Origin of the sequence: Mucilaginibacter roseus (genome assembly GCF_021215455.1) — a bacterium.
GTDB classification, from domain to species: Bacteria; Bacteroidota; Bacteroidia; order Sphingobacteriales; family Sphingobacteriaceae; genus Mucilaginibacter; species Mucilaginibacter roseus.
The window spans coordinates 36,278-62,237 of the sequence record NZ_JAJPWV010000002.1; the positions used below are offsets into that span (position 1 = coordinate 36,278).

Consider the following 25,960-nt stretch of genomic DNA (forward strand, 5'->3'; position numbering starts at 1 on the left):
GGTGACTATCGCTTTTCTTGTTTATGACCGTGATGCTCAGAAATTTTTAACTATGCTAGCCGCTTCAAACGCTGTTTTAAAAGTTGTTTGAAACCCTGCGTTACCTGTGCCGGAAGGATCATTGCTAAATAATCTGCCGGTTAAAATGGTTTTAGTATTCCGGTAAAACCTTACTCCGTATACAGTTTTTTGAGCTATAACGTTTTTGTTGTTATCAGTTACCGAGATATCGGTATCAATTGGCGTAGATGTGTTTAGCACATCATCAGTTATGAGTACCGAAGCGTTTGATACACCTCCAGGCAAAAGCAAATGATGACTATGCCTGTTTACCTGATACTCCGGAGGATCATTATCATCCCAATACTTTCCTGTTTCATTACTAAACATGCCGAATCCGTGGTAATCAACATACCCTACATTAATAGTACTGTTGTATAGCACTTTATCTTTAACAACAATCTCCAAAGCTGCGTTAACACGTTCAAGTGTTATCGTCTGGCTGTTATTTCCATTGGGCGAAACCGTTAAGTTTATTTTTTTTGAGAAAAGCCGACATTCCATAGGTCTTGAATATCTGGTGCTAACAGTGTAAACATTCCCACTATTAAGCAAGTAATTAGTTGAACTTCGATCAGAACCTAAAACAGTTAAGATATATTCCCCGGCAGCTAAGCTGTCTTTAAAAGTACCAAAAGTCGCATCATTAAAACGCCGATCTGATCTTGATTTAACACGTGTACCGTCCAACTTGTATATACTGTACATTAAGTGATTTACCCTACCCTTTAACGGCACATCAGCCAATAAGCGTGGCGAAGTTGAGTTGATAACAGGTTCATGCTGTTGCGTGAATACATTAACCGAAAAAGTAACCGGATATAGTTTTCCCGCCGTTTCTTCGCCTCGGTTCACTTTCTGATCCTTTTTACACGATAGCGCGGCTGAGCTTATAAAGGCTATAATAGCTAAATATTTTTTCATGGATTTTACACACTAAAATTCAGTAGTTATAGGAGCCTTCCAGGTCGTGTCAAGTTTAATCGTAAAATTTTGGCCGACTCCCGCCGGCGGATCATTAGTGAAAAGGTTTCCTGAAAGTATAGTACGTACATTGGTTTTACATTGTACGTTAGGAACTGTAACCGATCTGGTGGCAGTGGTTTGGCTCGTTTTGTAATATTTGATATTTACACTAAAAACACCATTATCAGCTGCAAGCAGATTTGCTGTAACCCTGTAATTGGTTTTGCCAGCATCCGTAGCATTTAAGGCCACAGTTTTTGTCATGGGTGTAAAAGTTTTTTTCAAAACTGTAAAAACCTCAAAATAGGTTGCAGAGGTATAGGTCATCTCTATTTTAGTAACTCCGGCAGGTACGGCATCATTTATATTTAAAACAAGTTGGCCGGTAACCCGTCCCATTTCTACATTTTGACTTACACCTGCGTTTGAAATGGTTACAGGTATCTTGCTATAAAAAGTCTCGTAATTATAAGCACTAAACAAAGCTGGTTTCACCTTTGTGTCCATTATACCACCGTTTGAACCAATAAATATTGCGGTGTATTGCCCGGCCGGTAAATTCTCTTTAAAAACGCCAAAACCTGACGTTGTTTTGGTCACTTCTTTGTATGACTGAATGCCTCCGTTTCCAGACGTATCGTTCAATAACAAAAAATACAATTTATTAACCGGTACGGAGTCGACTTCGTTTACTTTCTTACCGGCAGTATTGGCTTTAACAATCGGTACATAAGTTTGCCCAAACCCGGATAAGTTAAAAGTTACAGGATATTTTTTTTCTCCATCATCAGGAGAAACGCGTTTTTCTTTACTGCACTAAGAAAAGAGCAGTACTGTAGCCGCACAAAGCAGCAGATAATGTTTCATCAGGCTTAAGTATTAATTTTACAAAAGTAGCAATTTTATTGATTAACAGGCTTTTACAATACACAAAAAAGCATCGGTTTGTTTTGCTAAATCTTTTCGGTTAAATGTTTCCAATACCGTTTAGGGATGTGCCTGATGTGCAGTTTAGTATTTTTGCGGGAAGCGATATTTACACTTTTAAAATAGTTTTTCCAAAGATGCTGGTAAGCGTCCTCATCTTCATTAAAGGAGCTTACTACATTAGCCGCTCCCTGCCCATCGCTGAAATCCATCTCCATGTATTCAACCTGGTGCAGATCATAATAGATGCCATACTTCCTTTTCAGGTCATAGATCATCCATTTTTGATCGGCATACCGGTTTTTGAAATGGCGGATCAGCATGGGCAGCACATTAAAGTCTGGCTCAATTACAGAATAGAACAACCCATCCTGCAGCTTTTGAAAACGAATAAAAGCCTCCATACGGTGCTTTTCGCGGCGCATCATCTTTACAATTTCTGATACCCGCATTACGTACCGGTTGCCATAATCTTCCTCAATATTCAGCGGAGCGTCAAACACGTATCGTATATAGCCTAAAACGGCCGGGTCGGCATCATCAATGCCCGACAGGTGGGCCACATACAAACGCTGCATACCACTGGCCGACAGCTTTTTTTGCAGGCCCTTTAATACCCGGCTGTACCGCGGTTCATCCGTAAGTATCTCCATCGAACTATCGAACAAAGCTGTGTTTCGACACTCGCCTTTTACCAGCTTTACATATTCCAGGCGATGTTCGTAAACCTCAAATACGGCGGTGAGCAGGCCTTCAAACGTACCATCGTAGACTAAAGTAGTTGTCATATCAAAAAAGACTTAGCTGGTCGGGTTTATTCTTGAGATATTTACTTTGCGATTCGGCGAGGATAAATTGTTTGATGCGCGTGCCCGTCAGATCACGGCGCTCGTAGGCATTGCTGTTGCAGGTGATAAAATAGCGGGCACGGTTTACGGCAACACCCAATTTTTTAATATGATCCCAGTTTAGCTTATTGAACTTACGGGCACTTACAATTTTTTGCGCTGATAACATGCCAATGCCCGGAACCCGTAATATTAATTGCAGATCAGCCTTGTTAATATCAACCGGAAACACTTGCATATTGCGCAGCGCCCAACTCAGTTTAGGGTCAATATCCAGGTCAAGATGCGGTTGATCGTTATTTACGATCTCATTTACCCTGAAACCATAAAAGCGCATCAGCCAATCAGCCTGGTATAAGCGATTTTCGCGTACCATGGGTACAGCGGTATTTAGGGCAGGCAAGCGGTTGTCGGCCAATACAGGTACATAACCTGAATAATATACCCGCTTCAGCTTAAAGGCTTGATAAAAATGGTTGGCTGAATAAAGGATTGCCCGGTCATCTTCAATAGCGGTGGCGCCAACTATAACCTGCGTGCTTTGTCCCGCCGGGGCAAACATGGGCGCTTTTTTAAACAGCTTTTTTTCTTCTGCCCGTTGAATGATCTCGTTACGCAAAAACCCCATCGGCTGGATCATATCCTTACGGTCTTTATCCGGAGCTAAAAGTTTCAGGCCCTCTTCGGTAGGCATTTCCAGGTTTACACTCAACCTGTCGGCATACAGGCCAGCCTCGCGCATTAGTTCGTCGCTTGCACCAGGTATCGATTTGAGATGAATATAGCCGTTAAATTTATGCTCGGTGCGCAATTTCTTAGCTACCTGTACCAGGCGCTCCATAGTGGTATCGGCATCCTTAAAAATACCTGAACTAAGAAATAAACCTTCGATATAATTACGGCGGTAAAAGTTGATGGTCAGGTCAACCACCTCCTGCACGGTAAAGGCAGCGCGTTTAATGTCGTTACTTTTGCGCGATACGCAGTAAGCACAATCAAAAATGCAATGATTGGTAAGCAGTATCTTTAATAACGATACGCATCGCCCATCCTCGGTATACGAGTGGCAAATACCATTGCTGGCATTGCCCAAGCCCTTATTCTCATTCTTCCGCTTGCTCCCGCTCGATGCGCACGATACATCATACTTGGCTGCATCGGCCAAAATATTCAGCTTTTCTGTTATCCGCTCTAAATTCATCCCAAAACAAAATTACTAATATTTTTAGCAAATAGTAATTTTATTAAGAGATATTAGGAATACTATAACAGAGCTTTTACCATTCTGTCCTTACCGCTCATATCCTTTCTTAGCTCAATATTCTTATAGCCTTTTTCCGCTAACATTTCCACTGTTTCGTTACCATAATTTTCATTTATCTCAAAGAAAAGCATACCCGGTTTTTTTAAACTCAGTAATGCATAATCGGCTATAGCTCTATAGAATAAAAGCGGCTCTTCATCGGATACAAAAAGCGCGGTATGTGGTTCAAAGTCGGTTACGTTAGTATGCATCTGCTGCTTATCAACCGAGGTAACATAGGGTGGGTTAGATACTATGATATCATACTTCGCCGCATCCGGTTTTGCCGAAAGTACATCCGCCTCAATAAAACTCACATCAACTGCATTCACCATGGCATTACTTCTTGCCGTCTGCAAGGCATCGGCAGAAATATCCATAGCTGATACATCAGCGGCTGTCAAATTTTTTTTCAGACTGATGGCGATGCAACCACTACCTGTGCCTATGTCTAAAAGACTTAACTCTTTACTGTAAACTGCCAACTGCCTACTGTTAACTGACTCGATAACCCACTCCACCAATTCCTCTGTTTCGGGCCGCGGAATAAGAACCGCGGGGTTTACATTAAATGTTAATCCATAAAATTCGGCTTTGCCTAAAATGTACTGTAAAGGCTTGCCGGTTTGTAATTCACTGGCAATTTCATCAAGCCTAGCTAACGCCTCACTGCTCAATTCACGCTCCGGAAATGCCTTGATGCTTGCCTTGCCCAGTTGTGTTACTTCGGCAACGGCAGCCAGGGTAAGCGCCTCTGTTTCTTGCGCATTGTACACCGCTGCGAGCCTTTGCCTGAAATTATTGAACACATCCTTTACCGTTTCCATGCAACAAAGTAACATAAAAGCTACTTTTGCACCATGCTTGGGCATCAAAAATATATGCAGCGTTGCCTGCAACTGGCTGGTTTAGGTGCCGGGGCGGTTAGTCCGAACCCTATGGTTGGCTCGGTGATCGTGCATAACGACACCATTATCGGCGAAGGCTGGCACCAGCGCTATGGCGGACCGCATGCCGAGGTAAACGCCATAAACAGTGTTATCGCCAAATATCCCAACCATGCCGAACTGTTAGCACAGGCAACCATCTATGTTTCCCTGGAACCTTGCGCGCATCATGGCAAAACACCGCCCTGTGCCGATCTAATCATCAAGCACCATATACCCAAAGTAGTAGTTGGCTGCCGCGACCCATTTGCGCAGGTGGATGGAAAAGGCATCGAAAAATTGATAGCCGCGGGTATTGAAGTTGAAACCGGTGTATTAGAGCAGGAATGCCAATGGCTTAACCGCCGGTTTTTTACGAGAGTACAAAAACATCGCCCTTATATTGTTTTAAAGTGGGCGCAAACACACGAGGGCTTTTTTGCCCCTGCCGATAAATGCCAGTACTGGATAACCGGCACCGAAGCGCGTAAGCTGGTACACAAATGGCGCAGCGAAGAAGATGCCATACTTGCCGGGAAAAATACCGTTGCCATTGATAACCCGCAGTTGAATGTACGTTATTGGCAGGGTAAATCGCCAAAGCGGGTAATTATTGACCGTAAACTCGAGCTTGACCATTCGCTGCACGTGTTTGATCAATCTGTGGAAACCATGATATTTAACGAGGTTAAAACGGATATTGACGGCAACATTAAATACATCGCCTTGGAGGATTTTGACCGGTTTGTACCGCAATACATCATGTTCCAGCTTTATATGCAGGATGTACAATCTGTAATTATTGAAGGCGGCGTGCATACGCTAAATAGCTTTATTGAGGCAGGTTTGTGGGACGAAGCCCGCATATTTACCGGCAGCAACAGCCTGATCAGCGGTATTAAAGCACCCACCATTAGCGGCAACCTGCAATCAGAAGAAGCTGTTGGTGCTGACCGATTGAGGATTTTACTGAACGCTACCGCTTTTTAATTTTATTAAATGCTTTTTGACGATACCTACCAAACCATTGAAAAACCGGCCGAGGGCGTGTTCAGCGATCGCGGCAGCAAATTCATTGGTTATATGTTTCCTTTAAAATCCGAAAACGATGTTAAGGCATTGCTAATGCAGGTAAAGCACGAGCACCCAAAAGCCCGCCATCATTGCTGGGCGCTGCGCCTAACGCCCGACCGTTCCATTTTTCGTTTGAATGATGACGGCGAACCATCAGGCACCGCGGGCAGGCCAATATTGAACACCTTACTTTCTCACAATATCACCAATGTTTTTGTTGTAGTGGTGCGATATTTTGGCGGAACGCTGTTGGGTGTACCGGGATTGATCAACGCTTACAAAACCGCTACCGAGGAAGCCATTCAACAAGCAACCATCGTACAAAAAACCGTTAATGATGTTTACAGCATCGGCTTTGATTACTTGCAGATGAATGACGTGATGCGCATTATTAAGGATGAAGCTTTGGAGATTGTTGAACAAAACTTTGACAACCAATGTAGCATCATCCTGTCCATCAGGCAGCAGCAGGTAAATAAAGCGCTCGGCCGGCTAAACGGCATTGATGGATTGAAGGTCAGGTTCTTGCACCAAAACTAAGCAAAAACAAACAGGGCATAAATACGTAGTTTAGTAAAAAACCATTACCATGAACGACGTTGATTTTGCAAAAGCCAGCATTCATGAGTTGGACGCTGAATACACCGCATCATTGAAATGCCTTGAGCGCATACCTGAAACTTTATTTGAGTACAGACCGCACGAAAAATCGATGGCGTTAGGTTACCTCGCCTTGTTAGTAGCTGAGATACCGTTATGGGTTTATCATATCGCATCGGGCAATGATATTGACTTTGCAACATATACCCACTTTCAACCTAAGACTACCGGCGAGTTAGTCGATCATTTTAAAAGCAACCAGCAAAAAGCTATTGAGGTGTTAAAGGGCATTCAAGATGGTGACCTGGTCGGCACGTTTTCGCTTAAAAACAACGGAACCGTTTTGCATAGCGAACCACGCAGAGACAGCATTTCATCAAGCATAAACCATATGGTGCACCACCGCGGCCAACTAACCGTTTACATGCGTTTAAACAATATTCCAGTGCCTTCAATTTATGGCCCGTCAGCAGATGACCGCACTTTTGGTTAATAACCCAAATTTTGCTAAAAATAATTGCAGTGTATAAAACAAAGCTAAAGCGGTACCTGTTTATAAGCTATTATTTATCCATTAAGAACATGAACAGCCTGCCTTTGGGAATCTATCTCGAAAATGAGAAACGGTTTGAGTTTGACTTTGTACGTCATCTTTTAAAGATCAGCTATTTTAAAGATTCAAAAATTTCCGGCAGTATTGTTTCTCCATTCAGGATCATACGCACTGATGAAGGCTTATGCCTTGTAGTGCACAATTATGACCGCTCGGGAGAGAAACGTATTACGGTAGAATCAATAGGGCTGAATGAGTTGGTTATTAATCATGAAAACACCTCCTATAAATTAAAAAAAGTGGCCTGACCAACCCGAAAATAGATGATGAAGGGCAGCAGAACTGCCCTTTTTTTATTTTATAAAGGAGATAATTTTAGCTACATTAGGCAGGTATGCAATCTTTTGAACTTGATAAAACCGACCTGCAGCGCATCAAAAGCGCCTTAGAAGGCAATGATGCTGATTTAGAGAAAATTCTGAATGAGTATCATGCGTCGGAGATTGCTATACTCTTTGAAAAACTGCCACAGGAAGCCAAGGAAAAAATTATATCTATACTCCCTGCTGATTTTGCCTCGGATGTTATTGCCGAGATGGACGAGGAGCATCACCCGGAAGATATATTAATTAACCTTGACCCCGAGAAGCGTACCGAGATAGTTGAGGAACTGGATGACGACGTTGCCACCGATATTATTGCCCAGCTTGATGAAGATGAGCAGCAGGAAATATTAGACGACCTTGACCATGAGGATGCCAGCAATATACGCACCCTGCTGAGCTATGCCGAGGATACCGCCGGTGGTTTGATGACCACTGATGTTACTACGGTAAACATCGGCATGAATAAAATGGAGGCGCTGGATGCCGTTATCAAGCAATCAGAAGAACAGGAAGAATTTTATACCATATTCGCTGTTGATGATAATAACATTCTGCAAGGCATTGTATCGCTCAAAAATATCATCAAATCGCGTCATGATGTAATGATACGCGACCTGGTGGTGACGGAGTTTGTACATGTACAGGCCGACGTTGACCAGGAAGAAGTTGCCCGCCTGATACAACAATACAACATCAACAGCATACCGGTAGTGGATGAGCACATGAAACTGCTTGGCCGCATTACGGTTGATGATATTATTGACGTAATGCAGGAAGAAAATACCGAAGATATTTTGAAGATCTCCGGTGTATCTGAAGATGAAGAACTGAGCGGTAGCTGGCAGGATGCGGTAAAAAGCCGCCTGCCTTGGCTGGTGATCAACCTGGGGACGGCATTCCTTGCGGCATCCATCATCCGCAGTTTTGATGATACGGTAAAGGCGCTCCCCATCATGTCGGCCTACATGACCATTATTGCCGGTATGGGTGGTAACGCGGCAACGCAGGCGCTGGCCGTTACGGTGAGGCGTATCTCGTTAAGCGATCTGACCGACAACCAGGCTTACCGTACCGTTTTAAAGGAGTTATTAGTAGGTATGATCAACGGTGCATCCAATGGTTTGATCGTATTGTTAGTAGCCTTGTTTTATGATGCCAACCCGATGCTGGGTTTAGTACTTTTTTTGGCGATGACAGGTAATTTGCTAATCGCTGGCATTACCGGGGCATCCATACCGCTAATACTTAAGCGTGTTGGTATTGACCCTGCTGTGGCATCATCCATCATAATAACCACATTTACAGATTGTTTTGGTTTTTTGCTGCCACTATGGGTAGCTTCAAAGCTTTTATTATAAATTTGAACCATCAAAATTGAAGAGATGACAGAGGTAAGAAATAACTGGACACAGGACGAAATTGCCGAGATTTACCACTCGCCATTGCTTGACCTGGTTTACCGCGCGGCTACCATTCACCGCGAAAATAAGGACTACTCAGAAGTACAGATAAGTTCATTAATATCAATTAAAACCGGCGGCTGCACCGAAGATTGCGCCTATTGCCCGCAAGCGGCGCGTTACAATACCGGTGTTGAAGTGCATGCCATTATGCCCAAACACGAGGTGGTTGCCGCTGCCGAGAGAGCAAAAGCCGGCGGTGCTTCACGCCTTTGCATGGGCGCAGCCTGGCGCGAAGTACGCGATAACCGCGACTTTGATAAGGTGATTGATATGGTGAAAGCCGTTAATGAACTTGACATGGAGGTTTGCTGTACCCTGGGTATGCTTACCGAAAGCCAGGCACAGCGTTTGGCCGATGCCGGGTTATATGCTTACAATCACAACCTCGATACCTCAGAAGATGATTACAAGCGTATAATCACTACCCGTACGTATGATGATCGTTTACAAACGCTGGAGCATGTACGTAAAGCCAAGATCACAGTATGCAGCGGCGGCATTATTGGCTTAGGTGAAACGGTTGAGGACCGGATATCGATGCTGAAAACCTTGTCAAACCTTCCGAAGCACCCGGAATCAGTGCCGATTAACGCGCTGGTACCGGTAAAGGGTACCCCGCTTGCAGATCAGCCGCGCGTAGCCATTTGGGATATGGTACGTATGATAGCTACCGCCCGCATTATTATGCCGCGCACGGTGGTACGCCTTTCAGCAGGCCGTACCGAGATGAGCACATTGGAACAAGCCTTCTGCTTTATGGCAGGCGCCAATTCCATCTTCGCCGGAGATAAATTGCTTACCACCCCTAACCCGGCATTTGCCGACGACATGGCTATGTTTGAGTTGCTGGGCCTTACCCCACGCAAAGCATTCAAAAACGGCCGACCTAACGAGGTAAAAGAAGTAAAAGAAATGAGCATTAACGAGGTTATCGGTTAACGATAGCTTACTTACTGCTATAAATACAAAAGGCGCGTTATCACTAACGCGCCTTTGCTTTGCTTTCAAGTTCTATTGCTTAACCAATGTGGCATTGTAATTATCTGCATCGGCAACATCTTCAAAAAACTTCACTAAGTCGGCATAAGTTTCCTTATCATAAGTACCGTCTATCAGTTTAATTGTACGTTTGTAAACAAGCTTGTTACCCGTTAAATTCATAATGGCCATGTATGTTCCAAACGGTTTATTTATGGCTATCAATAACGGTTTTTTTTCGTATTGGTAATTGCCAGCCGGTAACGTGTAAACAATTTCATCTTCATCCGTATAGCCACGTTGTATGCAAACATCCGTTGTTCTGTTGCGTATATCGCGTATGCTGCGGGTTTTATTGGCAATATTAGGGGTGAAATGCAGCTTGTTATTAGCTACAGACGCGTAATCGCGCGCGCTAAACTGTAGTTCCTCGCTGAGCTCCGGATTAATATCTTTCACTTTCTCAAACTTTAGCTTGCCTACATCGAGGTTATTAATGGCGTAGGCTTCTTTTATCTCCTTCAACTGGTCAGCGGGCGACTCATAAGTCAGGTTTTCCTGGTTTTCGTACTGAGTGCCTTTATAAAGAGTTTTCATACTTCCCGAAACTTCGCCTGCCGAATCAAGCTTAAGCGTCGCCTTTCGCAATTGTATATTTTTCTCCGCTGTATACTTTGGCGTATGCAGCAACACACCACCTTCAGGCGTGCAGGCCAAAACCGTACGGTCATCAGTAAAATCACCCAAATAGCCGAAAGGCATTTTTTGACTGGTGCACTCCAGCCAGGTAGTATCATTTTTAAACGGTAGACATAAAATAATGTGGTTGCCATCATTTATGGTAGCAAAATCAGGATCAACGTTTACTTTACGGCTGCCGGCGTTCACCACGCAATAGTATGATTTTATGTTAGCTGCTGCCAGCAAGGCCTGTGTATAATTTACCAGTGCTTTACAATCGCCGTAGCTCAACCGGTCAACATCATCCGCGGGAAACGGCCTGTAACCGCCAATACCAATCTGTATGCTAATGTACCGCGTACGCTGCTGCATATACTCGTATATTTTTTTAGCACGCTGCTTTTCGTCAGGAATATCTTTTGTAAGCTCTTTAATGTTGGCAATTGTAGCCGGCGAAAGCGCCTGCCTGCCTACAAGCAAGCTATTGTACACCCATTTGCCCAGCTCGTTCCAGTTATTAAAACTTCCGGTGTAAGCACCATACCTGAAGTTGACAGGTGCAATCTTAACCATCGGCAAAAAGGTTTCGGGATTGGGGCTATATGGCTCTTGCCTGGTAGCTTTTAAATTATTTACCAGCCAGCTGTAGGTGGCCATACCATCCTTGTTTGTACCTGTTTGCACCTTAGCCGGTAAATTCATTTCCTTATAACGGATGTTGAAATTAGGGCGGCAAATAACGGTAAACGAACTTTTTTCAACAGCGGTATTGGTACTTGACGCAGGCATCCAGCTTGCTAAAGAAAGCGTTTGCTTATCGCGCGTTTCGTACTCATACTCTACCGTGTAAGGGTAATCAACCACTGCGGGTTTAAAGTGCATTACACGGGTATCTTCGTATAACGAGAAATTGTTCCCTGCATAAGCATCTTCAAAATTACGCTCGCTTATTTTTGCCGTAACATTGCCGGAGCTGTTGTACACAAAACCCTTGATGTATTTGATCGAGGTATTTTTATCATGCCATACCAATATCTCCGCGTCTTCATCACCACTCCTGTTAAATATGGTGATCGCCTTTTTTATACGACGGGTTTGTGCCCCGATATCACTAATTTCAACTACTTCATCGCTATACCTGATAACCGACGACGCATAAGGCAGCAGTTGCTTGGGTATTAACGATACATCGTAATTTTGCTGTGCTTTTGCTGTAACAGCGCAGGCTATAAATAAACTTAGTATAAGTAAACGTTTCATTGATGCAATTACCCTTTAGTAAAGACTAAATCAACCTTTTGAGCCTGAATGATCTGATTATACAGTTCTTTCAGGTAAGGATATTCTGAAGACGCATAAACCGGTTTATTGAATTGTGTAATGTGCGAAAATGAAAATTTATTACCTATCGTCTCAAAATTGGTAACAAACCTGCCGCCGTTATCCGGCAACGTTAAGCCCACGTTTTTTGGCGAATACTCAATTTTGTAATTCGCCGGTAGTTCTATGTTTAAACTAACACGGTCTGTTGATGCTACACCTAAGTCAACCGGGTATGTTCTTTCCTCAAGCTTAAACGGGTTTTCAGCTATACGGTGAAGTAGGAACGGGTTAAAGGTTAATTTTTTTGAGTCGAGGTTGTCGTATAAATCTATTTCCACCTCGTAATATTCAATAACGCCCCTGTCTAAACTATCAACGTTTTTAACGTCTGATTTTAATATCTTCATCCTCGGCATTCGCTCGTCATAGTTCTCTACATATTCGTCAACAGTATTAAACTTACTGATCTCGATACGCTTGCGGTAGGCATCGTAACCGGTTAAAATACTGCTGATAGTACCTTTGAGCTTACCATTTTCCTGCAATTTAAAATCGAGCACATAAGTGCCGCTTTCGGTTTGTTTAGTAATGTCAGCCCAATACGATGGTTTATCCAGACTAAACACCCGGCCCTGGTCATTCATGCAACGCATTGGTAAGGTACCAAACCCAAGCAGCGGGTCGGTAGCGTCGAGAAAGTAAGTTTTACCTTCGATATCGATTTTTGCAATCAGGTAGTTAAATTCAGTAAGCACAGGATAGAGCTTGGTGATAAAACCATTCTCGCGGGTTGAAATTAAAACCGGCTCAGCATCGTATCCGGCGCTTTTAAGCGCCACCACTAAAGCAAGGTTAACATCGGCTACGTTACCGGTATGCTTTTCAAAGGCTTTCCTGATGCCGTCAAAACTGTAAATTGCATAAAAATGATTCCATTTTATATTTTTCTGGATGAAGTGATATACGGCCTGCGCTTTTTCGAGCGGAGCTGTTTTACCGGCTAATACCGGTATCAGCTTTTCTTTAAAAAAATCTTTCTTTTTTAACTGGCTACCGAATGATTCGTCAGACCGTAACTCGCGGTCAACGTCCCGCCACTCTTTTGACAATTTTACTTTTGAACCGGTATTCAGGTTAGTATAATCTTCAAGCTCAAAGTAAATGGCCGACAAAAAATTATTTTTAGAGGTCATGTACTCCTCTTCTTTAAATGCCGGTATGTCTTTCATGGCGAATATAAACCTGGAGCAATCGGCTTTGATACCTCCTATGCTGAAACATTCGCGTTCGAGTTCAGGCTTGTACTTTCCGCCTTCCAACATTTTCAAAACGCCGCGTAACGATATTTTGTAGTTGTAAACGGCGGGCAACTGCACCTTATATTCCGAATAAACCTTAGGGATATCCGACTGAAAATCCCATTTCCTGAACTCCTGTATGTAAGGGCTTTTTAAGTGGTATTTATATTCAATAACGCAGCCTTCGTGCAGTGCCGGCATGGCAAACCGCACCGTATTCCAATAGGTGTTTTGTTTCACCGTAAATACATTTTTGGGGCTTAGCTGCTCCTTTACCGCTTCGCCTTTTTCGTTGGTATAATAAGTAATGCCTTCAATCTCGCTTACTTCCTCGCCAGAATTTGAATTTACACGTATCGGTATCTCAATGTTGCCGTTGGCGTATCCTTTGGCGTCAAAAATCTTGATCTTAACATGATAATCAAATTCTAAGGTAATACGGTCAGCATCTCCTATGCGCGCGTTGCCATATTCCTGCAACACTACCGCATGTGCCGAAGTATCGTTTTTGTAGGACTTGCTGTTCAGCTCATCATAGGAGAACTTACCGTAATCAAAATCCTGCGCGTTAACCGATGTACATAGTGCAAAAATGGCCGAAGCCAGGGAGAGTAATTTTCTTTTCATGAAGTGATAAAGTCCGATCGTTTTTTCGGTCATAAAAATACTAAATCAAGCGGATAAGCAAATAATTTACCGCCAATTAGTTGTTTATAACCGCAAATAATTTCAAACAACTAAAGTTTTTTAAGACCTTTGCCCTCAATGAAATTGATTTTAAAACGTCCGCTGGCCTTTTTTGACCTGGAAACTACCGGTACCAACCTGGGTACCGACCGCATATTGGAAATAGCCGTTATAAAACTGCACCCTGATGATAGTGAAGAAGTTAAAACCTGGCGCGTTAACCCAGGGATGCCTATTCCGCTGGAATCGTCGCTGGTACATGGCATTTATGATGAGCATATAGCCAACGAGCCTGCCTTTGAAGCGCTCGCTCAGGACATTGCCGACTTTATAGGTAAAAGTGACCTGGCCGGCTATAACTCCAACAAGTTTGATATACCTATGCTTATGGAAGAGTTTTTGCGTGCCAAGGTAGAGTTTGATTTGGAAAACCGCCATTTTGTGGATGTTCAAAACATTTTTCACCAGATGGAGCAGCGTACCTTAAAGGCGGCTTACCAGTTTTATTGCAGCAAGGATATTATAAATGCCCACAGTGCCGAGGCCGATACCCGTGCCACCATGGAAGTACTGTTAGCGCAGGTAGCCCGTTACCATGGCACCGAATGGGAAGATAAAAAGGGCATACGCAGTGTGCCTGTTGTGGGCGATGTTGAGGCGCTGCACAAATTTACCAACCTAAGCAAACCGGTCGATTTTGCAGGCCGTTTAGTGTACAACGAGGATGGCGAAGAAGTAATCAACTTTGGCAAGCATAAAGGCAAGCGCGTTGAAGATGTATTTGATGCCGAGCCAAGCTATTACTCCTGGATGATGCAGGGCGATTTCCCGCTGTATACTAAACGTAAGCTGGAAGAAATTTATAAACGCTGGAGCGCCAAAAAAGCTATTGAAAGGCAAAACCGCCCGCAGCAGCCTAAGCCTCAGCAACCCGCGCAGCAAAATTTTGTAAAAAAGGATTACCAAAAACCACAATATCAAAACAACAGGCCGAATAACAACTATTCCAAAAAGGATGATACCCCGGCGAAACCGGTTAACGATGATATGCTGAAGCTATTAGCTGATAAGTTTAAAAAGGGATAAAATAATAAGGCCGATCATATGATCGGCCTTTGTTGTTTATTTATGTGATTGAAGAAACGTTATTAACTAATCAAGACATTACAATTTCATTTAAACGTAATTGGTAAGGTGTATTGAACACGACAAGGTTTCCCACGTGATATGCCGGGCTCCCACTTAGGGCTTGCCGCCATAATTTTTATGGCGGCCTTATCTGCGTCTTCGCTTAAACTTTTAGCAACCTTAATATCAGTGAGGCTACCGTCCTTTTGTACGATGAAGGTTAAAAAAACCCTACCCGGACCTGATACATTAGCTTCAGTAACACCCTTAGAAACAAATTTATATAAGGCAGGAAAGCCTCCGGGAAAAGACGGCTGCACTTCAACCGGGTAAAACACTTCTGCGCTATCCGTTTTTACTGTATCGGTATTAGGCCTATCTTGCGCGCTTAGCTGTGAAGCACTATATAATAGTGTTAAAAAGACAACTGTAAATTTTATCATGTTATTTAAAATCTTACCGGCATAGTAAATGCAAATCTGACAGGTTCACCGTTTTGCATTGCCGGTTTCCATTTAGGCATTTTACGCAAAACACGTATTGCTTCCTGATCTGCGTCTTCACTCAAACTTTTTACAGCTCTGAATTCATTTGTACTCCCATCCTTTTCAATCACGAATGACACCTCAACCAATCCATGTACTCCACGGTATCTTTTATGTTTTTCGATGAACTTAAATAATTGAATTAAGCCGCCCGGATACATAGGTAGTACATCTTGCTGTTCAGCCTCAACTTGTGGTTGTTCCTCTAATTCTCTTCCTAATGAGTCCAATCTTTCAGGCGCATCCTGTGCTTTAAGCACTAACGAAAATGCAGCAAATAAAACTGTGAATAAGGTTTTTTTCATAACCACAAATGTATTACTAATAATCCCTCACCATCAACCCATCGGCAAATTCCTGCAAAAATTGCTTTTGGTTTTCAGCTACGCTGATAGCAGTGAGGTATTGATAGGCTTTTTCGACATAGCCACTCATGGCCTCTTCGGCTTGTTGCTTTACTTGCAGATTATTGTAAACCTCGGTTACAGCGGCTACCTTTTCGGCAGGCTCATATGTACGTGCGGCGAGCCAGTAATGTAAATTGATCGCGTCATCGTTCTTAGCCAGTTCAAGGGCCTTGATGAGCAGGTATGTTTTTTTATTGGAGAGGATATCACCACCTACCTGCTTGCCAAATTTTTTCGGGTCGCCATAGACATCCAAAATATCATCCTGCAATTGGAAGGCTATACCCAGGTTAACGCCAAAGTGGTAAATGTTCTCCGCATCTGCAATGCTTGCCCCGCCGATAAGCGCGCCAATGCGCAAAGCACCACCCAACAGCACGGCCGTTTTCAAGCGAATCATGTCGATATATTCTTCAACGGCAACGGTGTTGTGCTGCTCAAAGTTCATGTCATACTGCTGGCCTTCGCATACGCCCTGGGCGGTTTCGTTGAAAATATCCAGCACCGGGCGCAGTATGCGGTCATCAACCTGCATCATCAGCTTGTTGGCCTCCACCATCATTACATCGCCAGAAAGGATGGCGATATTGCTGTTCCATTTTTCATGCACCGTAGCTTTGCCACGCCTCAAAGGGGCGTTATCCATAATATCATCATGCATCAGCGTAAAATTATGGAACACCTCAATAGCCAACGCAGGCTGCACGGCCGCCTCAACATCGCCGCCAAACATATCGCAAGCCATTAACACCAGTGCCGGGCGCAGGCGTTTGCCGCCCAGCGTAAGGATGTAGCGTATCGGCTCATAAAGTTCGGCAGGTTGTGCAGGTAAGGTATAGCGGTTCAGCGCTTCGGATATTATATCCTGCAGTTCGGCAAGTTTCTTCACCCGGCAAATATAATTACTCCTGCACTAATGAAAAATCAATTTGCTTTTTTGTCAAATCAACGTTCTTTACCTTAACTTTCACCTCGTCGCCAAGCTGGTAAACCTTCTTCTTGCGCTGACCTATGATGGCGTAATTCTTTTCATCCAAAGTATAAAAATCATCGCTTATATCGCGCAGGCGTATCATGCCCTCGCATTTGTTTTCAATGATCTCTACATACATGCCCCACTCGGTAACGCCGGATATGATACCCGCGTAAGTATTGCCCACCTGATCGGCCAGGTATTCAGCCTGTTTATATTTTACGGATGAACGTTCCGCATCGGCAGCTTTTTTCTCCATTTGGGAGCTATGTACGCACAGCTTTTCATAATGCTCGGCATTGGCCGACTGGCCACCGTTCAAATAATGAAATAGCAAACGGTGCACCATTACATCCGGGTAACGGCGTATGGGTGAGGTAAAATGGGTGTAATGATCAAAGGCCAGGCCGTAATGACTGGTACCTTTTGTAGTGTAAATTGCCTTTGCCATTGAGCGTATGGCCAAATGGGTAAGCACATTCTGCTCCTTTTTACCTTCAACGCTTTCCATCAAATGGTTTAGTGAGCGGGCCACTTCCTTATCGCTCTTGGTATTTATTTTATAGCCAAACCGCGACGCAAATTGCGCAAAGCTGGCCAGGGTTTCGGGCTTAGGAGCGTCGTGAACGCGGTAAACAAAAGTGAACTTATGTTTGCCCTTACCTTTTTTACTAACAAATTCAGCCACCTTGCGGTTAGCCAGCAGCATAAAGTCTTCAATCAGCTTATGCGCATCCTTACGCTCCTTTACATACACACCAATTGGCCGGCTTTGCTCATCCAGCTTAAATTTAACCTCGGTTGTTTCAAAGCTGATAGCGCCTGCTTTAAATTTACGATCGCGTAAAATGTAGGCCAGTTCATTAAGTTTTAGTATTTCCTCGCTGTATTCACCTGCTTTGTCCTCAATTATTTGCTGTACTTCCTCGTAAGTAAAGCGCCTGTTAGAGTGGATTACCGTTTTGCCAAACCATTCGGTTACAATATTGGCGTTTTCATCCAGCTCGAAAACCGCAGCAAAGCACAACTTGTCTTCGTTAGGGCGAAGCGAGCATAGTCCGTTTGATAGCCTTTCGGGCAGCATTGGGATAACCCTGTCAACCAGATAAACCGAAGTACCGCGCTCAAAAGCCTCTTTATCCAATGCGGAATCGGGCTCTATATAATGTGCTACGTCAGCTATATGAACACCAACCTCGTAGTTGCCGTTCTCCAGTTTTTTAAAGGATATGGCGTCATCAAAATCCTTGGCATCGTATGGGTCAATCGTGATGGTGAGTACCTCCCGGAAATCACGGCGTTTGGCGATCTCTTCCTCGGTGATAGCTTCAGTAATGGATTCCGCCTCTTGCTCCACTTCTGCGGGGAATGAAAGCGGGAAACCATACTCCGCCAATATGGCGTTCATCTCGGTATCGTTTTCGCCTTGCTTACCCAGGATGTGCTTTATCCTGCCTACCGGATTTTTGGCACCGGCAGGCCAATCGGTTATCTCGGCAACCGCTTTTTCGCCGTTGCGGGCACCGTCAAGTTGCTCCAGCGGAATAAAAATATCATGCAGCATTTTCCGGTCGTCCGGAATTAAAAAGGCATAGTGCTGTGATAGTTTTAAGATACCGGTAAACTCCATTTTGCGGCGTTCCAGTATTTCAATCACCTCACCTTCCTTGCGGCGGCCTTTGCTTTTGGCATAAACGTAAACTTTTACACGGTCGCCATTAAGTGCTGTGCGCAGCTTACGCGGAGCCACAAAAATATCGTCTTCGGTTTCGTCGTCAGTAACTATAAAGGCGGAGCCATCATTAGTCATATCCACCTTACCTTCAACAAAAGTTTTAAGCTCCAGCAGTTGGAACTTTCCCGGGGATATTTGCTTAATGGTATCTTTTTTTGATTCTTCTTTCAGAATCTCCAAAATAATATCACGCGATTCAGGATCGCGCACATTTAATTTAGCCGATACTTGTTTATAGTTTAACGGCGTGTTGCCGTTCTCTTCAAATACGCCCAGCACCATTTGTGTGAGCACTTGTTTTATGGTAGAATTACTTTTCTTTTTTGACATAAAGTAGATATCGAAACACACTTAAGTGTTCAGTGATCGGTCAGTTAATTAAACAGTCCAATCTGTTTAACACTCAAATATAGCTAAAGTGTTTTGGTATGTTGTTAATCCGGAATAGCAGATATAAGTGAACGTGTATATTCCTCCTTAGGATTGTTATAGATATCTTCCGGAAAACCCTGCTCAACAATACGCCCTTTGTTCATGACTATCATACGGTCGGATATGTGTTTAATCACCGCCAGATCATGCGAGATGAAGATGTAACTCAGCTTAAACTCTTCCTGCAAATCGCGAAGCAGGTTAAGCACTTGCGCCTGCACGGATACATCCAGCGCGGAAACCGACTCATCGCAGATAATGAATTTAGGTTGTAATACCAATGCCCTCGCGATAACGATGCGCTGCCTTTGCCCGCCCGAAAACTCGTGCGGGTAACGTTTAACATGTTGCGGCAGAAGGCCTACCCTTTCCAGCACTTCCTTTATTTTTTGACGCCGGTTGGCATCGTTAATATATAGCTGATGAACCTGTAGCGGCTCAAGCAAAGCTTGCCCTATGGATAGCCGCGGGTTAAGGGATGAATACGGATCCTGAAAAATGATCTGTATATCCCGACGCATACGGCGCATTTCGGTATTGCTTAAGCTGCATAAATCAATACCTTCAAAACTTAAGTTGCCTTTTGTAGGCTCAATCAACCTCAAAATACTGCGGCCAAGTGTGGTTTTACCACAACCCGACTCACCCACCAACCCCAATGTTTCACCGGGGAAAACGTCAAATCTCACATCATCTACCGCTTTGATCACTTCATGACTTGTGCCAAACAGCCCCTTTTTAACCGGATACCAGGTGCTTAATCCATCAACCTTGAGGATAGGTTCGTTAGCATAAAGCTCTTGCCGTCGTGCATACAACTCGCCTGGCTCGTAAGCGTAGCGGCCGCACATCTCTTTAACACACAGCTCATCACCTGCTTGCAAAAAATCGGCAACGGTAGGCAGTTTTTTCAGCAACCTGTGCGGCGATGGCCGGCAAGCCAACAGGCCCTTAGTATAGGCTTTTTCAGGGGCGTTGTATAATTGTTCTATCGGTGCTTCTTCAATTACCTCACCTTTATACATCACTAACACGCGGTCGGCTATATACCGTATTACCCCCAGATCATGCGAGATGAAGATGAGGCTCATGCCCCGTTCTTTTTTCAACTTTAAAAGCAGCTCAATGATGTTCTTTTGTACGGTCACGTCCAGCGCGGTAGTAGGCTCATCGGCTATCAGTAATTCAGGGTTACAGGATAAAGCCATGGCGATCATCACGCGCTGTTTTTGCCCGCCCGAAAGCTGATGCGGATAGCTATCGAAAATAGCTTCGGGCCGGGGTAGCTGTACTTCTTTAAATAAAGCGATTGCCGCTTCGCGCGCTCCTGCTTTGGATTTATTAAGATGGGTAATTATGGCTTCAGCCACCTGGAAACCGCAGGTAAGCACCGGGTTAAGCGAGGTCATGGGTTCCTGGAAAATCATGGCCATGCGATTGCCGCGCACTTGCTGCATATCGCGTTCGGCAAGTTCAAATATATCCTGATCGTTCAGCCAAACTTTGCCGCGCACTTTCGCCTGCTTATCCAAAAGACGCATCACGGCCAGCGAGGTAATGGATTTACCTGAACCGGACTCACCTACTATACCCAGCGTTTCACCCTTATTGATTTGGAATGAGACGCCTTTCACCGCTTCAAAGAAACTATTTTGCGTTTTAAAGCTGATATGTAAGTCCTCAACCCTAAGCATCAGCCGCCAACAATAGTTACATTTTCATCAGGAATTAATGGTTCGCCGCGAAAGCGTCTCAACAGTTGCGCGGTAGCCACCACATCCTTTTGGCAATAAGTACAAATACGCTCCAACTCATCTTCAACCCAGTACACATGGCCAACCTGGCTGCCGTCAATATCATCCTTTGGGGTGGGAATATCAAAAATAGCCGTAAGCAGGCTTAGCGAGGTATAATTTTTATAATCGCCAAACTTCCACAGGTCCATTGTATCAATATGGTTTATCTCCCAGGGTTTTTTACCCGATAGTTCCAACTGTGATGGATGCTTAATGCCGTGGATGAGCATACGGCGGCAGATATACGGGAAATCAAATTCCTTGCCGTTGTGCGCGCAAAGTACCTGGTTAGGCGGCTGGCTGTTCAGCAAGCGGGCAAAGTCATGCAGCAACTCTTTTTCATCATGCCCGGCAAAGGATTTGATACGCAGGCCAACCCTTTGTCCGCCGGTAAAAATACCTACCGAGATACAAACTATCTTACCAAACTCAGCCCAAATACCCGCCCGCTCATAAAAAGCCGCCGCGCTTTCATCCTTACGCTGATACTGGGTTTTGGCATCCCATAGGTTTTGCATGTTTCCAGGCACTTCATCAAAACTCGCGTATTGTGGCACGGTTTCAATATCAAGCACCATTATGTTATACAGATCGTACTGCTCAAGCATCAGTTAGTAGAATTTTACTGCCAAGATAAGCATTCGCCCCGGTTTTACTTATCCTTATCCAGCACCTCAAAATTTATAACGGTGGTATTGCCGTAGGCGTCAACCAGCGTAAGCTTATGTTTTCCGGGAGACGGGTTGAGCGCCATCTGGTGCAGATCATGGCTTTCGCCTACATATTTATCATCCAGGTGCCAATATATTTTTACGCCTGACTCACGGTGTGCCGCATTGCAGACCATACGCCCGCGCTCGCCATCAGCCTCTAACGGCACATAAACCTTTGCGCCGTTTTTAGGGTAGATCACTTCCATGGGGTTCACATTCTCCTGTGTGCAACCGGCCCTGAAAGGAGGCAGTAACTGATATTGATAGCTTTTTGATTTATAGTAATACTCCATAGATGGCGGTAACACAAACCAGCCTTTGTTTTGGATTCGCTCCGGTGTTTCACAATCGGTAGTTACCTGCCATTTTCCATCCATAGACAAGTGTACCATTTGGTGCCACGGACAAACCTTTGCTTTCAGGCCGCCGCGCGGTACCCACTGCTCGGTTGCATGGTCGCAATACTGCCCTGCACGGTAACCACTTTCGGGGCAAACACTAATCTTCACCATATCGCGCACGGGCATTTCAAACCAATCGCGCGCCGAAGGCAACAGCTTAAAAATATCAAACAAAACCGGTGCCGCGGTAGTTATACCCGTTAAACCCGGCCGGCCTTCGCCATCGGTATTACCCACCCAAACACCAACCACATATTTTGGCGTAACGCCAATGGCCCAGCCATCGCGAAAACCAAAGCTGGTGCCCGTTTTCCAGGCAACGCGCTGCGACGAGCTGAACTGCTGCCATAATAACTCCTCTCCGGGCCGCATTACCTCTTCCATGGCTTGCAGGGTATAATAGATGGAGCCTGCATCAAGCAGGCCATTCTTTTGCAATTCAGGTTTTGCTTTTTCGGTTACAGAGTAAATCGGGTGATGCCAATCGGCAGGATTATACTTACCTCCATTTCTGTTGTAGTGGTTAAGTACACGCGCCATAGCGGCATAATTACCGGTTAGCTCCCATAAGGTATTTTCGCCCCCACCTAATATCAGGGCGAGGCCATAGTGATCGGCGGGTTTGGTTAAAGTGGTGATGCCTGTCTGCTTTAAAAAATCATAAAACCGCTCATACTTATACTGCTGCAGCATTTTAACCGCGGGCACGTTCAGCGAGCGCGAAAGCGCCTTCGATGCCGTAACCGCCCCGTCATAACCCAAATCAAAATTTTCGGGATGGTAACCGGCTATTTGCGTAGGTACATCCGGTATCAGGCTGTTGGGCAATATAAACCCGTCGTTCAGCATGGCAGCGTAAAGCAATGGCTTTAGTGTGCTACCCGGACTACGCGGTGCGTTTACGACGTTAACATCACTTTCCAGCTGGCCTTCGCCGGGATGGAAGATATTGCCTGCATAAGCCAGTGCCGCGCCGGTTTCCACATCAAGCACCACGGCGGCAATGTTGTTAATATCGTTAGCCCGAAGTACCTGGTGATGCCGTTCCAGAATGTTACTTACCTGCTGTTGCAGATCGGCTTTAACAGTGGTTTTTATCCTGGTGTCTCCCGCGGTATGGTTACGCCTGTAATCGGCCTTGAACACCTGCAGCAGGTGCGGGGCAGTTTGCGGTAAAGCAACGGGCCTGTCAGGAACAGGTTCAAGTTTGGCGAGGTTGGCGGTAGTGTTGTCTATTATCCCTTCGGATGCCAATTTATCTAAGAGCTTATTACGCTTTTTGAGCAGCACTGTTCTGTTTTTTCCGGGATGCACCAGCGACGGTGCGTTGGGTAATACGGCCATAGCTGCCATTTCTCCCCAGGACAACTTATCCGGACTGCGCCCGAAATAACGCCAAGAAGCGGCATCGAGCCCGATAACATTACTGCCGAATGGCGCGTTACTTGCGTATAAAGCCAGTATCTCGTCCTTGCTGTAACCAAGTTCGAGCCGCAGGGCCATAAATATTTCGATCAGTTTGTTCCATACGGTACGCCGGTGGTTGGTAGCCATACGGATAACCTGCATACTTAATGTACTGCCCCCGCTGGTGACATGACCAGCCTTAATGCTCCTGTTGACGGCCCTGCCAAATGCCAACGGATCAAACCCCGGATGATACATGAAACGCTTGTCTTCAAAGGTGATAATACACTGCTTAAATTTTTCTGGAACACTATCGTTATAAGGAAAACGCCACTGCCCGTCGGCCGCTATGGATGCGCCTAAAAGCTGCCCCTTATCATCATCAATTACATACGAGGTTGGTTTATTAAACAGTGGCTTGGGCAGGCAAAAGATGAAGAGAACAAGCAGGATAAGCAACACGGCTAACGCCATGAGGCGTTTGGGTTTGCTGAGCCATTTAAGTATAGGATGCTTTGCCATGCAGCGGCTAACTTACTATTTTTTTGTCATGCTGAGCTTGTCAAAGCATCAGTGAACTATTCTTCCCCACACACGCACCCTTCGACAAGCTTATATAGATAAAATATTGATTAAACATCAAGTTATTCTCACCTGCCGCTGCTTTCCGTATCCCCTTCGCGCTCTACTAAAACAGATCCCCCACGCGAAAAGTACTTGTACATGTACGGGTCTTTAAGTTTAATAATCATTATGCCTTTGCGGGTGCTGGCATGTACTACGTAGCCGTTTTGCAGATACACTCCGACGTGACTGAACTGACGGCCGTCGAAGTCAAAGAAAACCAGGTCGCCTTCCTTTAATTCTTCTTCATACTTGCGCTTGATAAAGTTGATCTGCGTGTTTGTTGAGCGGGGCATGTTCTCAATGTCATAAACCTCCTGCTGTAAACGGTATACAAAGCCTGAGCAATCTATACCATCCTTTTCAAGGCCACCATATTTGTAAGGCACGCCCATCCATTCATTTAAAAAACTGTATAAACGGCCATTTTTTATATCGCTTTTCTTAACACCCATTATGGCCGAATATTTCTCCGCGTCATCTTTATCCGGCTTTTCCATTACGTATGGCCCCATGCGTTTTATGGTAGGGCCTGTGGGCTGTACAATCACTCCGCCATTGTTACCATAAACCGGGCGCTGCGTTTTTTTTATGCTACTGCATGATGACAGTATAAAAGCTGATATTACAAATATAAATAACGGCTTACCCGTTGATAGTGATGCCATTGTATTAAAGTTTGTTTTAGCTTTACGCTTTGTAAGGCTTAAACGATACAGTATCCCAAAGTTAGTTTTATAGTCGGGGAAATATAAATAAGTTAAGTAACTTTTTGTAAACAAGGCGATCTAATCAACATGAACCGAAAGTTATCACTTTACATTGCCATAGCCTGCATAGGCTATTTTAGCAACGCATCAGCACAACAGCTTAACAAAAAGCTTATTGCAGAGATAAAAGATATATATAACGCCGATCAGTATTACCGCGTAGCGACCAAAAAAGCTGCCGATTTACATGGCTGGGATTCACCGGAAACTGACTCCTTAATGCGTCTGCAAGGCAAGGCCGACATTGAGAACACCAGCCGGATAACCGCCATAATTGACCAATATGGCTACCCGGGCAAATCACTTGTTGGCAAGCAAAACGCTTCGCTGGCTTTTATGGTGATACAACATAGCGATGCCGAAACGCAGCGCAAGTACCTGCCGGTTATGACTAAAGCCGCTAACCGGGGCGAGCTTGCATGGCGATCACTGGCTTTGCTTATAGACCGTGTAAAAACCGGGCAGAATGAAAAACAGGTATATGGCACCCAGCTTTGGCAAATGGGTAACAGCGTAAAATTGTATCCTATTGCTGATGAAGCTGGTGTGAACATTCGCCGTAAAAAAATTGGCTTACCGCCGTTAGAAACTTACCTGCAGCAATGGAACATTAAATATAAAGTGCCCACGCAACAGCGTAATCCCAATCCGGAAGGTTTGTATTATAGCTATGAACAGCGTGAGGAATCGCCGGTTGAGTTGATAGGCGGAGAAAAAGCGCTTTATGCAAAAATTAAATACCCCGAAAGCGCCTTAAAGGAGCATGTAAGCGGCTGGATTACTGTTGAACTCACGGTTGATAAAGATGGCAAACCTAAAAATCTGAGCGTTGTAAAGGGACTTGGCCATGGCTGCGATGAAGAAGCCGTGCGGGTAATGAGCGAAGCCCGTTTCACCAACAAAACCGGCGAGGACCACGACATGCGTTACCGCCTGCCTTTCGCAATACATTAACG

23 protein-coding genes are annotated in these 25,960 nt (G+C 44.6%); 8 read left to right on the forward strand and 15 right to left on the reverse strand.

Going from position 1 to position 25,960, the window contains the following annotated elements; genetic code table 11:
- Window positions 1–36 precede the first annotated feature (36 nt).
- The 5 genes from LT679_RS05010 to prmC form a co-directional block, all read right to left on the reverse strand.
- Window positions 37–984, reverse strand: coding sequence for a hypothetical protein (locus LT679_RS05010; RefSeq protein ID WP_232176132.1), 948 nt, complete (start codon window positions 982–984; stop codon window positions 37–39).
- 12 nt (window positions 985–996) lie between these two features.
- On the reverse strand, window positions 997–1,671 hold the full coding sequence (locus tag LT679_RS05015; RefSeq protein ID WP_232176134.1) for a hypothetical protein: 675 nt from the start codon (window positions 1,669–1,671) through the stop codon (window positions 997–999).
- Between the two features lie 308 nt (window positions 1,672–1,979).
- A complete protein-coding gene (locus tag LT679_RS05020) occupies window positions 1,980–2,741 on the reverse strand; it encodes a TIGR03915 family putative DNA repair protein (protein WP_232176136.1) in 762 nt (253 codons plus the stop codon).
- A gap of 1 nt (window position 2,742) precedes the next feature.
- Window positions 2,743–4,002 carry a putative DNA modification/repair radical SAM protein gene (locus LT679_RS05025; protein ID WP_232176138.1) on the reverse strand — a complete coding sequence of 420 codons (1,260 nt, stop codon included), beginning with the start codon at window positions 4,000–4,002 and terminating at the stop codon, window positions 2,743–2,745.
- 62 nt (window positions 4,003–4,064) lie between these two features.
- Window positions 4,065–4,931 (reverse strand): peptide chain release factor N(5)-glutamine methyltransferase, encoded by an 867-nt coding sequence (prmC, locus tag LT679_RS05030; protein ID WP_232176140.1) that lies wholly within the window; start codon window positions 4,929–4,931, stop codon window positions 4,065–4,067.
- Window positions 4,932–4,964: 33 nt separating this feature from the next.
- On the opposite strand from prmC, the gene ribD reads away from it, so the two are divergent.
- From ribD to bioB, 6 genes are all read left to right on the forward strand, one after another.
- The gene (gene ribD / locus LT679_RS05035; RefSeq protein WP_232176142.1) at window positions 4,965–6,020 is read left to right on the forward strand and encodes a bifunctional diaminohydroxyphosphoribosylaminopyrimidine deaminase/5-amino-6-(5-phosphoribosylamino)uracil reductase RibD; all 1,056 of its coding nucleotides are present in this window, start codon (window positions 4,965–4,967) and stop codon (window positions 6,018–6,020) included.
- Between the two features lie 9 nt (window positions 6,021–6,029).
- Complete coding sequence (locus LT679_RS05040; protein ID WP_232176144.1) at window positions 6,030–6,644, forward strand: YigZ family protein; 615 nt, start codon at window positions 6,030–6,032, stop codon at window positions 6,642–6,644.
- Window positions 6,645–6,693: 49 nt separating this feature from the next.
- On the forward strand, window positions 6,694–7,197 hold the full coding sequence (locus tag LT679_RS05045; protein ID WP_232176146.1) for a DinB family protein: 504 nt from the start codon (window positions 6,694–6,696) through the stop codon (window positions 7,195–7,197).
- Window positions 7,198–7,286: 89 nt separating this feature from the next.
- Window positions 7,287–7,565, forward strand: a complete 279-nt coding sequence (locus LT679_RS05050) for a hypothetical protein (protein WP_232176148.1) — start codon at window positions 7,287–7,289, stop codon at window positions 7,563–7,565.
- Window positions 7,566–7,651: 86 nt separating this feature from the next.
- Entirely contained in the window at window positions 7,652–9,001 is a 1,350-nt protein-coding gene (gene mgtE / locus LT679_RS05055) for a magnesium transporter (RefSeq protein ID WP_232176150.1), read from the forward strand.
- A gap of 24 nt (window positions 9,002–9,025) precedes the next feature.
- Window positions 9,026–10,045, forward strand: a complete 1,020-nt coding sequence (gene bioB / locus LT679_RS05060; protein ID WP_232176152.1) for a biotin synthase BioB — start codon at window positions 9,026–9,028, stop codon at window positions 10,043–10,045.
- Between the two features lie 72 nt (window positions 10,046–10,117).
- Here bioB and LT679_RS05065 read toward each other — a convergent pair whose 3' ends face one another.
- Both LT679_RS05065 and LT679_RS05070 read right to left on the reverse strand, forming a co-directional pair.
- The gene (locus tag LT679_RS05065; RefSeq protein WP_232176154.1) at window positions 10,118–12,025 is read right to left on the reverse strand and encodes a DUF3857 domain-containing protein; all 1,908 of its coding nucleotides are present in this window, start codon (window positions 12,023–12,025) and stop codon (window positions 10,118–10,120) included.
- Between the two features lie 8 nt (window positions 12,026–12,033).
- A complete protein-coding gene (locus tag LT679_RS05070; RefSeq protein ID WP_232176156.1) occupies window positions 12,034–14,013 on the reverse strand; it encodes a DUF3857 domain-containing protein in 1,980 nt (659 codons plus the stop codon).
- Between the two features lie 138 nt (window positions 14,014–14,151).
- Here LT679_RS05070 and LT679_RS05075 point away from each other — a divergent pair, with 138 nt between their 5' ends.
- A complete protein-coding gene (locus LT679_RS05075) occupies window positions 14,152–15,159 on the forward strand; it encodes a 3'-5' exonuclease (RefSeq protein ID WP_232176158.1) in 1,008 nt (335 codons plus the stop codon).
- 86 nt (window positions 15,160–15,245) lie between these two features.
- On the opposite strand, the gene LT679_RS05080 is transcribed toward LT679_RS05075, so the two are convergent.
- The 8 genes from LT679_RS05080 to LT679_RS05115 all read right to left on the reverse strand — a co-directional run bounded on the left by LT679_RS05080 (window position 15,246) and on the right by LT679_RS05115 (window position 24,902).
- Entirely contained in the window at window positions 15,246–15,644 is a 399-nt protein-coding gene (locus LT679_RS05080; protein WP_232176160.1) for an energy transducer TonB, read from the reverse strand.
- Window positions 15,645–15,649: 5 nt separating this feature from the next.
- Entirely contained in the window at window positions 15,650–16,051 is a 402-nt protein-coding gene (locus LT679_RS05085) for an energy transducer TonB (protein WP_232176162.1), read from the reverse strand.
- A gap of 16 nt (window positions 16,052–16,067) precedes the next feature.
- Window positions 16,068–17,042 (reverse strand): polyprenyl synthetase family protein, encoded by a 975-nt coding sequence (locus tag LT679_RS05090; protein WP_232176164.1) that lies wholly within the window; start codon window positions 17,040–17,042, stop codon window positions 16,068–16,070.
- Window positions 17,043–17,055: 13 nt separating this feature from the next.
- Complete coding sequence (rnr, locus tag LT679_RS05095) at window positions 17,056–19,191, reverse strand: ribonuclease R (protein WP_232176166.1); 2,136 nt, start codon at window positions 19,189–19,191, stop codon at window positions 17,056–17,058.
- A 104-nt stretch (window positions 19,192–19,295) separates the two neighbouring features.
- Entirely contained in the window at window positions 19,296–20,987 is a 1,692-nt protein-coding gene (locus tag LT679_RS05100; RefSeq protein ID WP_232176167.1) for an ABC transporter ATP-binding protein, read from the reverse strand.
- Window positions 20,987–21,697, reverse strand: a complete 711-nt coding sequence (locus tag LT679_RS05105) for a 3'-5' exonuclease (protein WP_232176168.1) — start codon at window positions 21,695–21,697, stop codon at window positions 20,987–20,989. Before LT679_RS05105 ends, LT679_RS05100 begins: the two co-directional genes overlap by 1 nt.
- A 44-nt stretch (window positions 21,698–21,741) precedes the next feature.
- The gene (pbpC, locus tag LT679_RS05110) at window positions 21,742–24,132 is read right to left on the reverse strand and encodes a penicillin-binding protein 1C (RefSeq protein WP_232176169.1); all 2,391 of its coding nucleotides are present in this window, start codon (window positions 24,130–24,132) and stop codon (window positions 21,742–21,744) included.
- 128 nt (window positions 24,133–24,260) lie between these two features.
- Window positions 24,261–24,902, reverse strand: coding sequence for a C40 family peptidase (locus LT679_RS05115; protein ID WP_232176170.1), 642 nt, complete (start codon window positions 24,900–24,902; stop codon window positions 24,261–24,263).
- 129 nt (window positions 24,903–25,031) lie between these two features.
- On the opposite strand from LT679_RS05115, the gene LT679_RS05120 reads away from it, so the two are divergent.
- Window positions 25,032–25,958, forward strand: a complete 927-nt coding sequence (locus tag LT679_RS05120; protein WP_232176171.1) for an energy transducer TonB — start codon at window positions 25,032–25,034, stop codon at window positions 25,956–25,958.
- Window positions 25,959–25,960 lie beyond the last annotated feature (2 nt).

What these genes read in the sequence shown, in the direction of transcription:
- LT679_RS05065 (WP_232176154.1), bottom strand. Translation starts at nt 12,025, where the DNA reads ATGAAACGTTTACTTATACTAAGTTTATTTATAGCCTGCGCTGTTACA.
- LT679_RS05045 (WP_232176146.1), top strand. Translation starts at nt 6,694, where the DNA reads ATGAACGACGTTGATTTTGCAAAAGCCAGCATTCATGAGTTGGACGCT.
- bioB (WP_232176152.1), top strand. Translation starts at nt 9,026, where the DNA reads ATGACAGAGGTAAGAAATAACTGGACACAGGACGAAATTGCCGAGATT.
- LT679_RS05080 (WP_232176160.1), bottom strand. Translation starts at nt 15,644, where the DNA reads ATGATAAAATTTACAGTTGTCTTTTTAACACTATTATATAGTGCTTCA.
- rnr (WP_232176166.1), bottom strand. Translation starts at nt 19,191, where the DNA reads ATGTCAAAAAAGAAAAGTAATTCTACCATAAAACAAGTGCTCACACAA.
- LT679_RS05050 (WP_232176148.1), top strand. Translation starts at nt 7,287, where the DNA reads ATGAACAGCCTGCCTTTGGGAATCTATCTCGAAAATGAGAAACGGTTT.
- LT679_RS05010 (WP_232176132.1), bottom strand. Translation starts at nt 984, where the DNA reads ATGAAAAAATATTTAGCTATTATAGCCTTTATAAGCTCAGCCGCGCTA.
- prmC (WP_232176140.1), bottom strand. Translation starts at nt 4,931, where the DNA reads ATGGAAACGGTAAAGGATGTGTTCAATAATTTCAGGCAAAGGCTCGCA.
- LT679_RS05020 (WP_232176136.1), bottom strand. Translation starts at nt 2,741, where the DNA reads ATGACAACTACTTTAGTCTACGATGGTACGTTTGAAGGCCTGCTCACC.
- LT679_RS05120 (WP_232176171.1), top strand. Translation starts at nt 25,032, where the DNA reads ATGAACCGAAAGTTATCACTTTACATTGCCATAGCCTGCATAGGCTAT.
- LT679_RS05075 (WP_232176158.1), top strand. Translation starts at nt 14,152, where the DNA reads ATGAAATTGATTTTAAAACGTCCGCTGGCCTTTTTTGACCTGGAAACT.
- LT679_RS05040 (WP_232176144.1), top strand. Translation starts at nt 6,030, where the DNA reads ATGCTTTTTGACGATACCTACCAAACCATTGAAAAACCGGCCGAGGGC.
- LT679_RS05100 (WP_232176167.1), bottom strand. Translation starts at nt 20,987, where the DNA reads ATGCTTAGGGTTGAGGACTTACATATCAGCTTTAAAACGCAAAATAGT.
- ribD (WP_232176142.1), top strand. Translation starts at nt 4,965, where the DNA reads ATGCTTGGGCATCAAAAATATATGCAGCGTTGCCTGCAACTGGCTGGT.
- LT679_RS05085 (WP_232176162.1), bottom strand. Translation starts at nt 16,051, where the DNA reads ATGAAAAAAACCTTATTCACAGTTTTATTTGCTGCATTTTCGTTAGTG.
- pbpC (WP_232176169.1), bottom strand. Translation starts at nt 24,132, where the DNA reads ATGGCAAAGCATCCTATACTTAAATGGCTCAGCAAACCCAAACGCCTC.
- LT679_RS05105 (WP_232176168.1), bottom strand. Translation starts at nt 21,697, where the DNA reads ATGCTTGAGCAGTACGATCTGTATAACATAATGGTGCTTGATATTGAA.
- LT679_RS05025 (WP_232176138.1), bottom strand. Translation starts at nt 4,002, where the DNA reads ATGAATTTAGAGCGGATAACAGAAAAGCTGAATATTTTGGCCGATGCA.
- mgtE (WP_232176150.1), top strand. Translation starts at nt 7,652, where the DNA reads ATGCAATCTTTTGAACTTGATAAAACCGACCTGCAGCGCATCAAAAGC.
- LT679_RS05070 (WP_232176156.1), bottom strand. Translation starts at nt 14,013, where the DNA reads ATGAAAAGAAAATTACTCTCCCTGGCTTCGGCCATTTTTGCACTATGT.
- LT679_RS05115 (WP_232176170.1), bottom strand. Translation starts at nt 24,902, where the DNA reads ATGGCATCACTATCAACGGGTAAGCCGTTATTTATATTTGTAATATCA.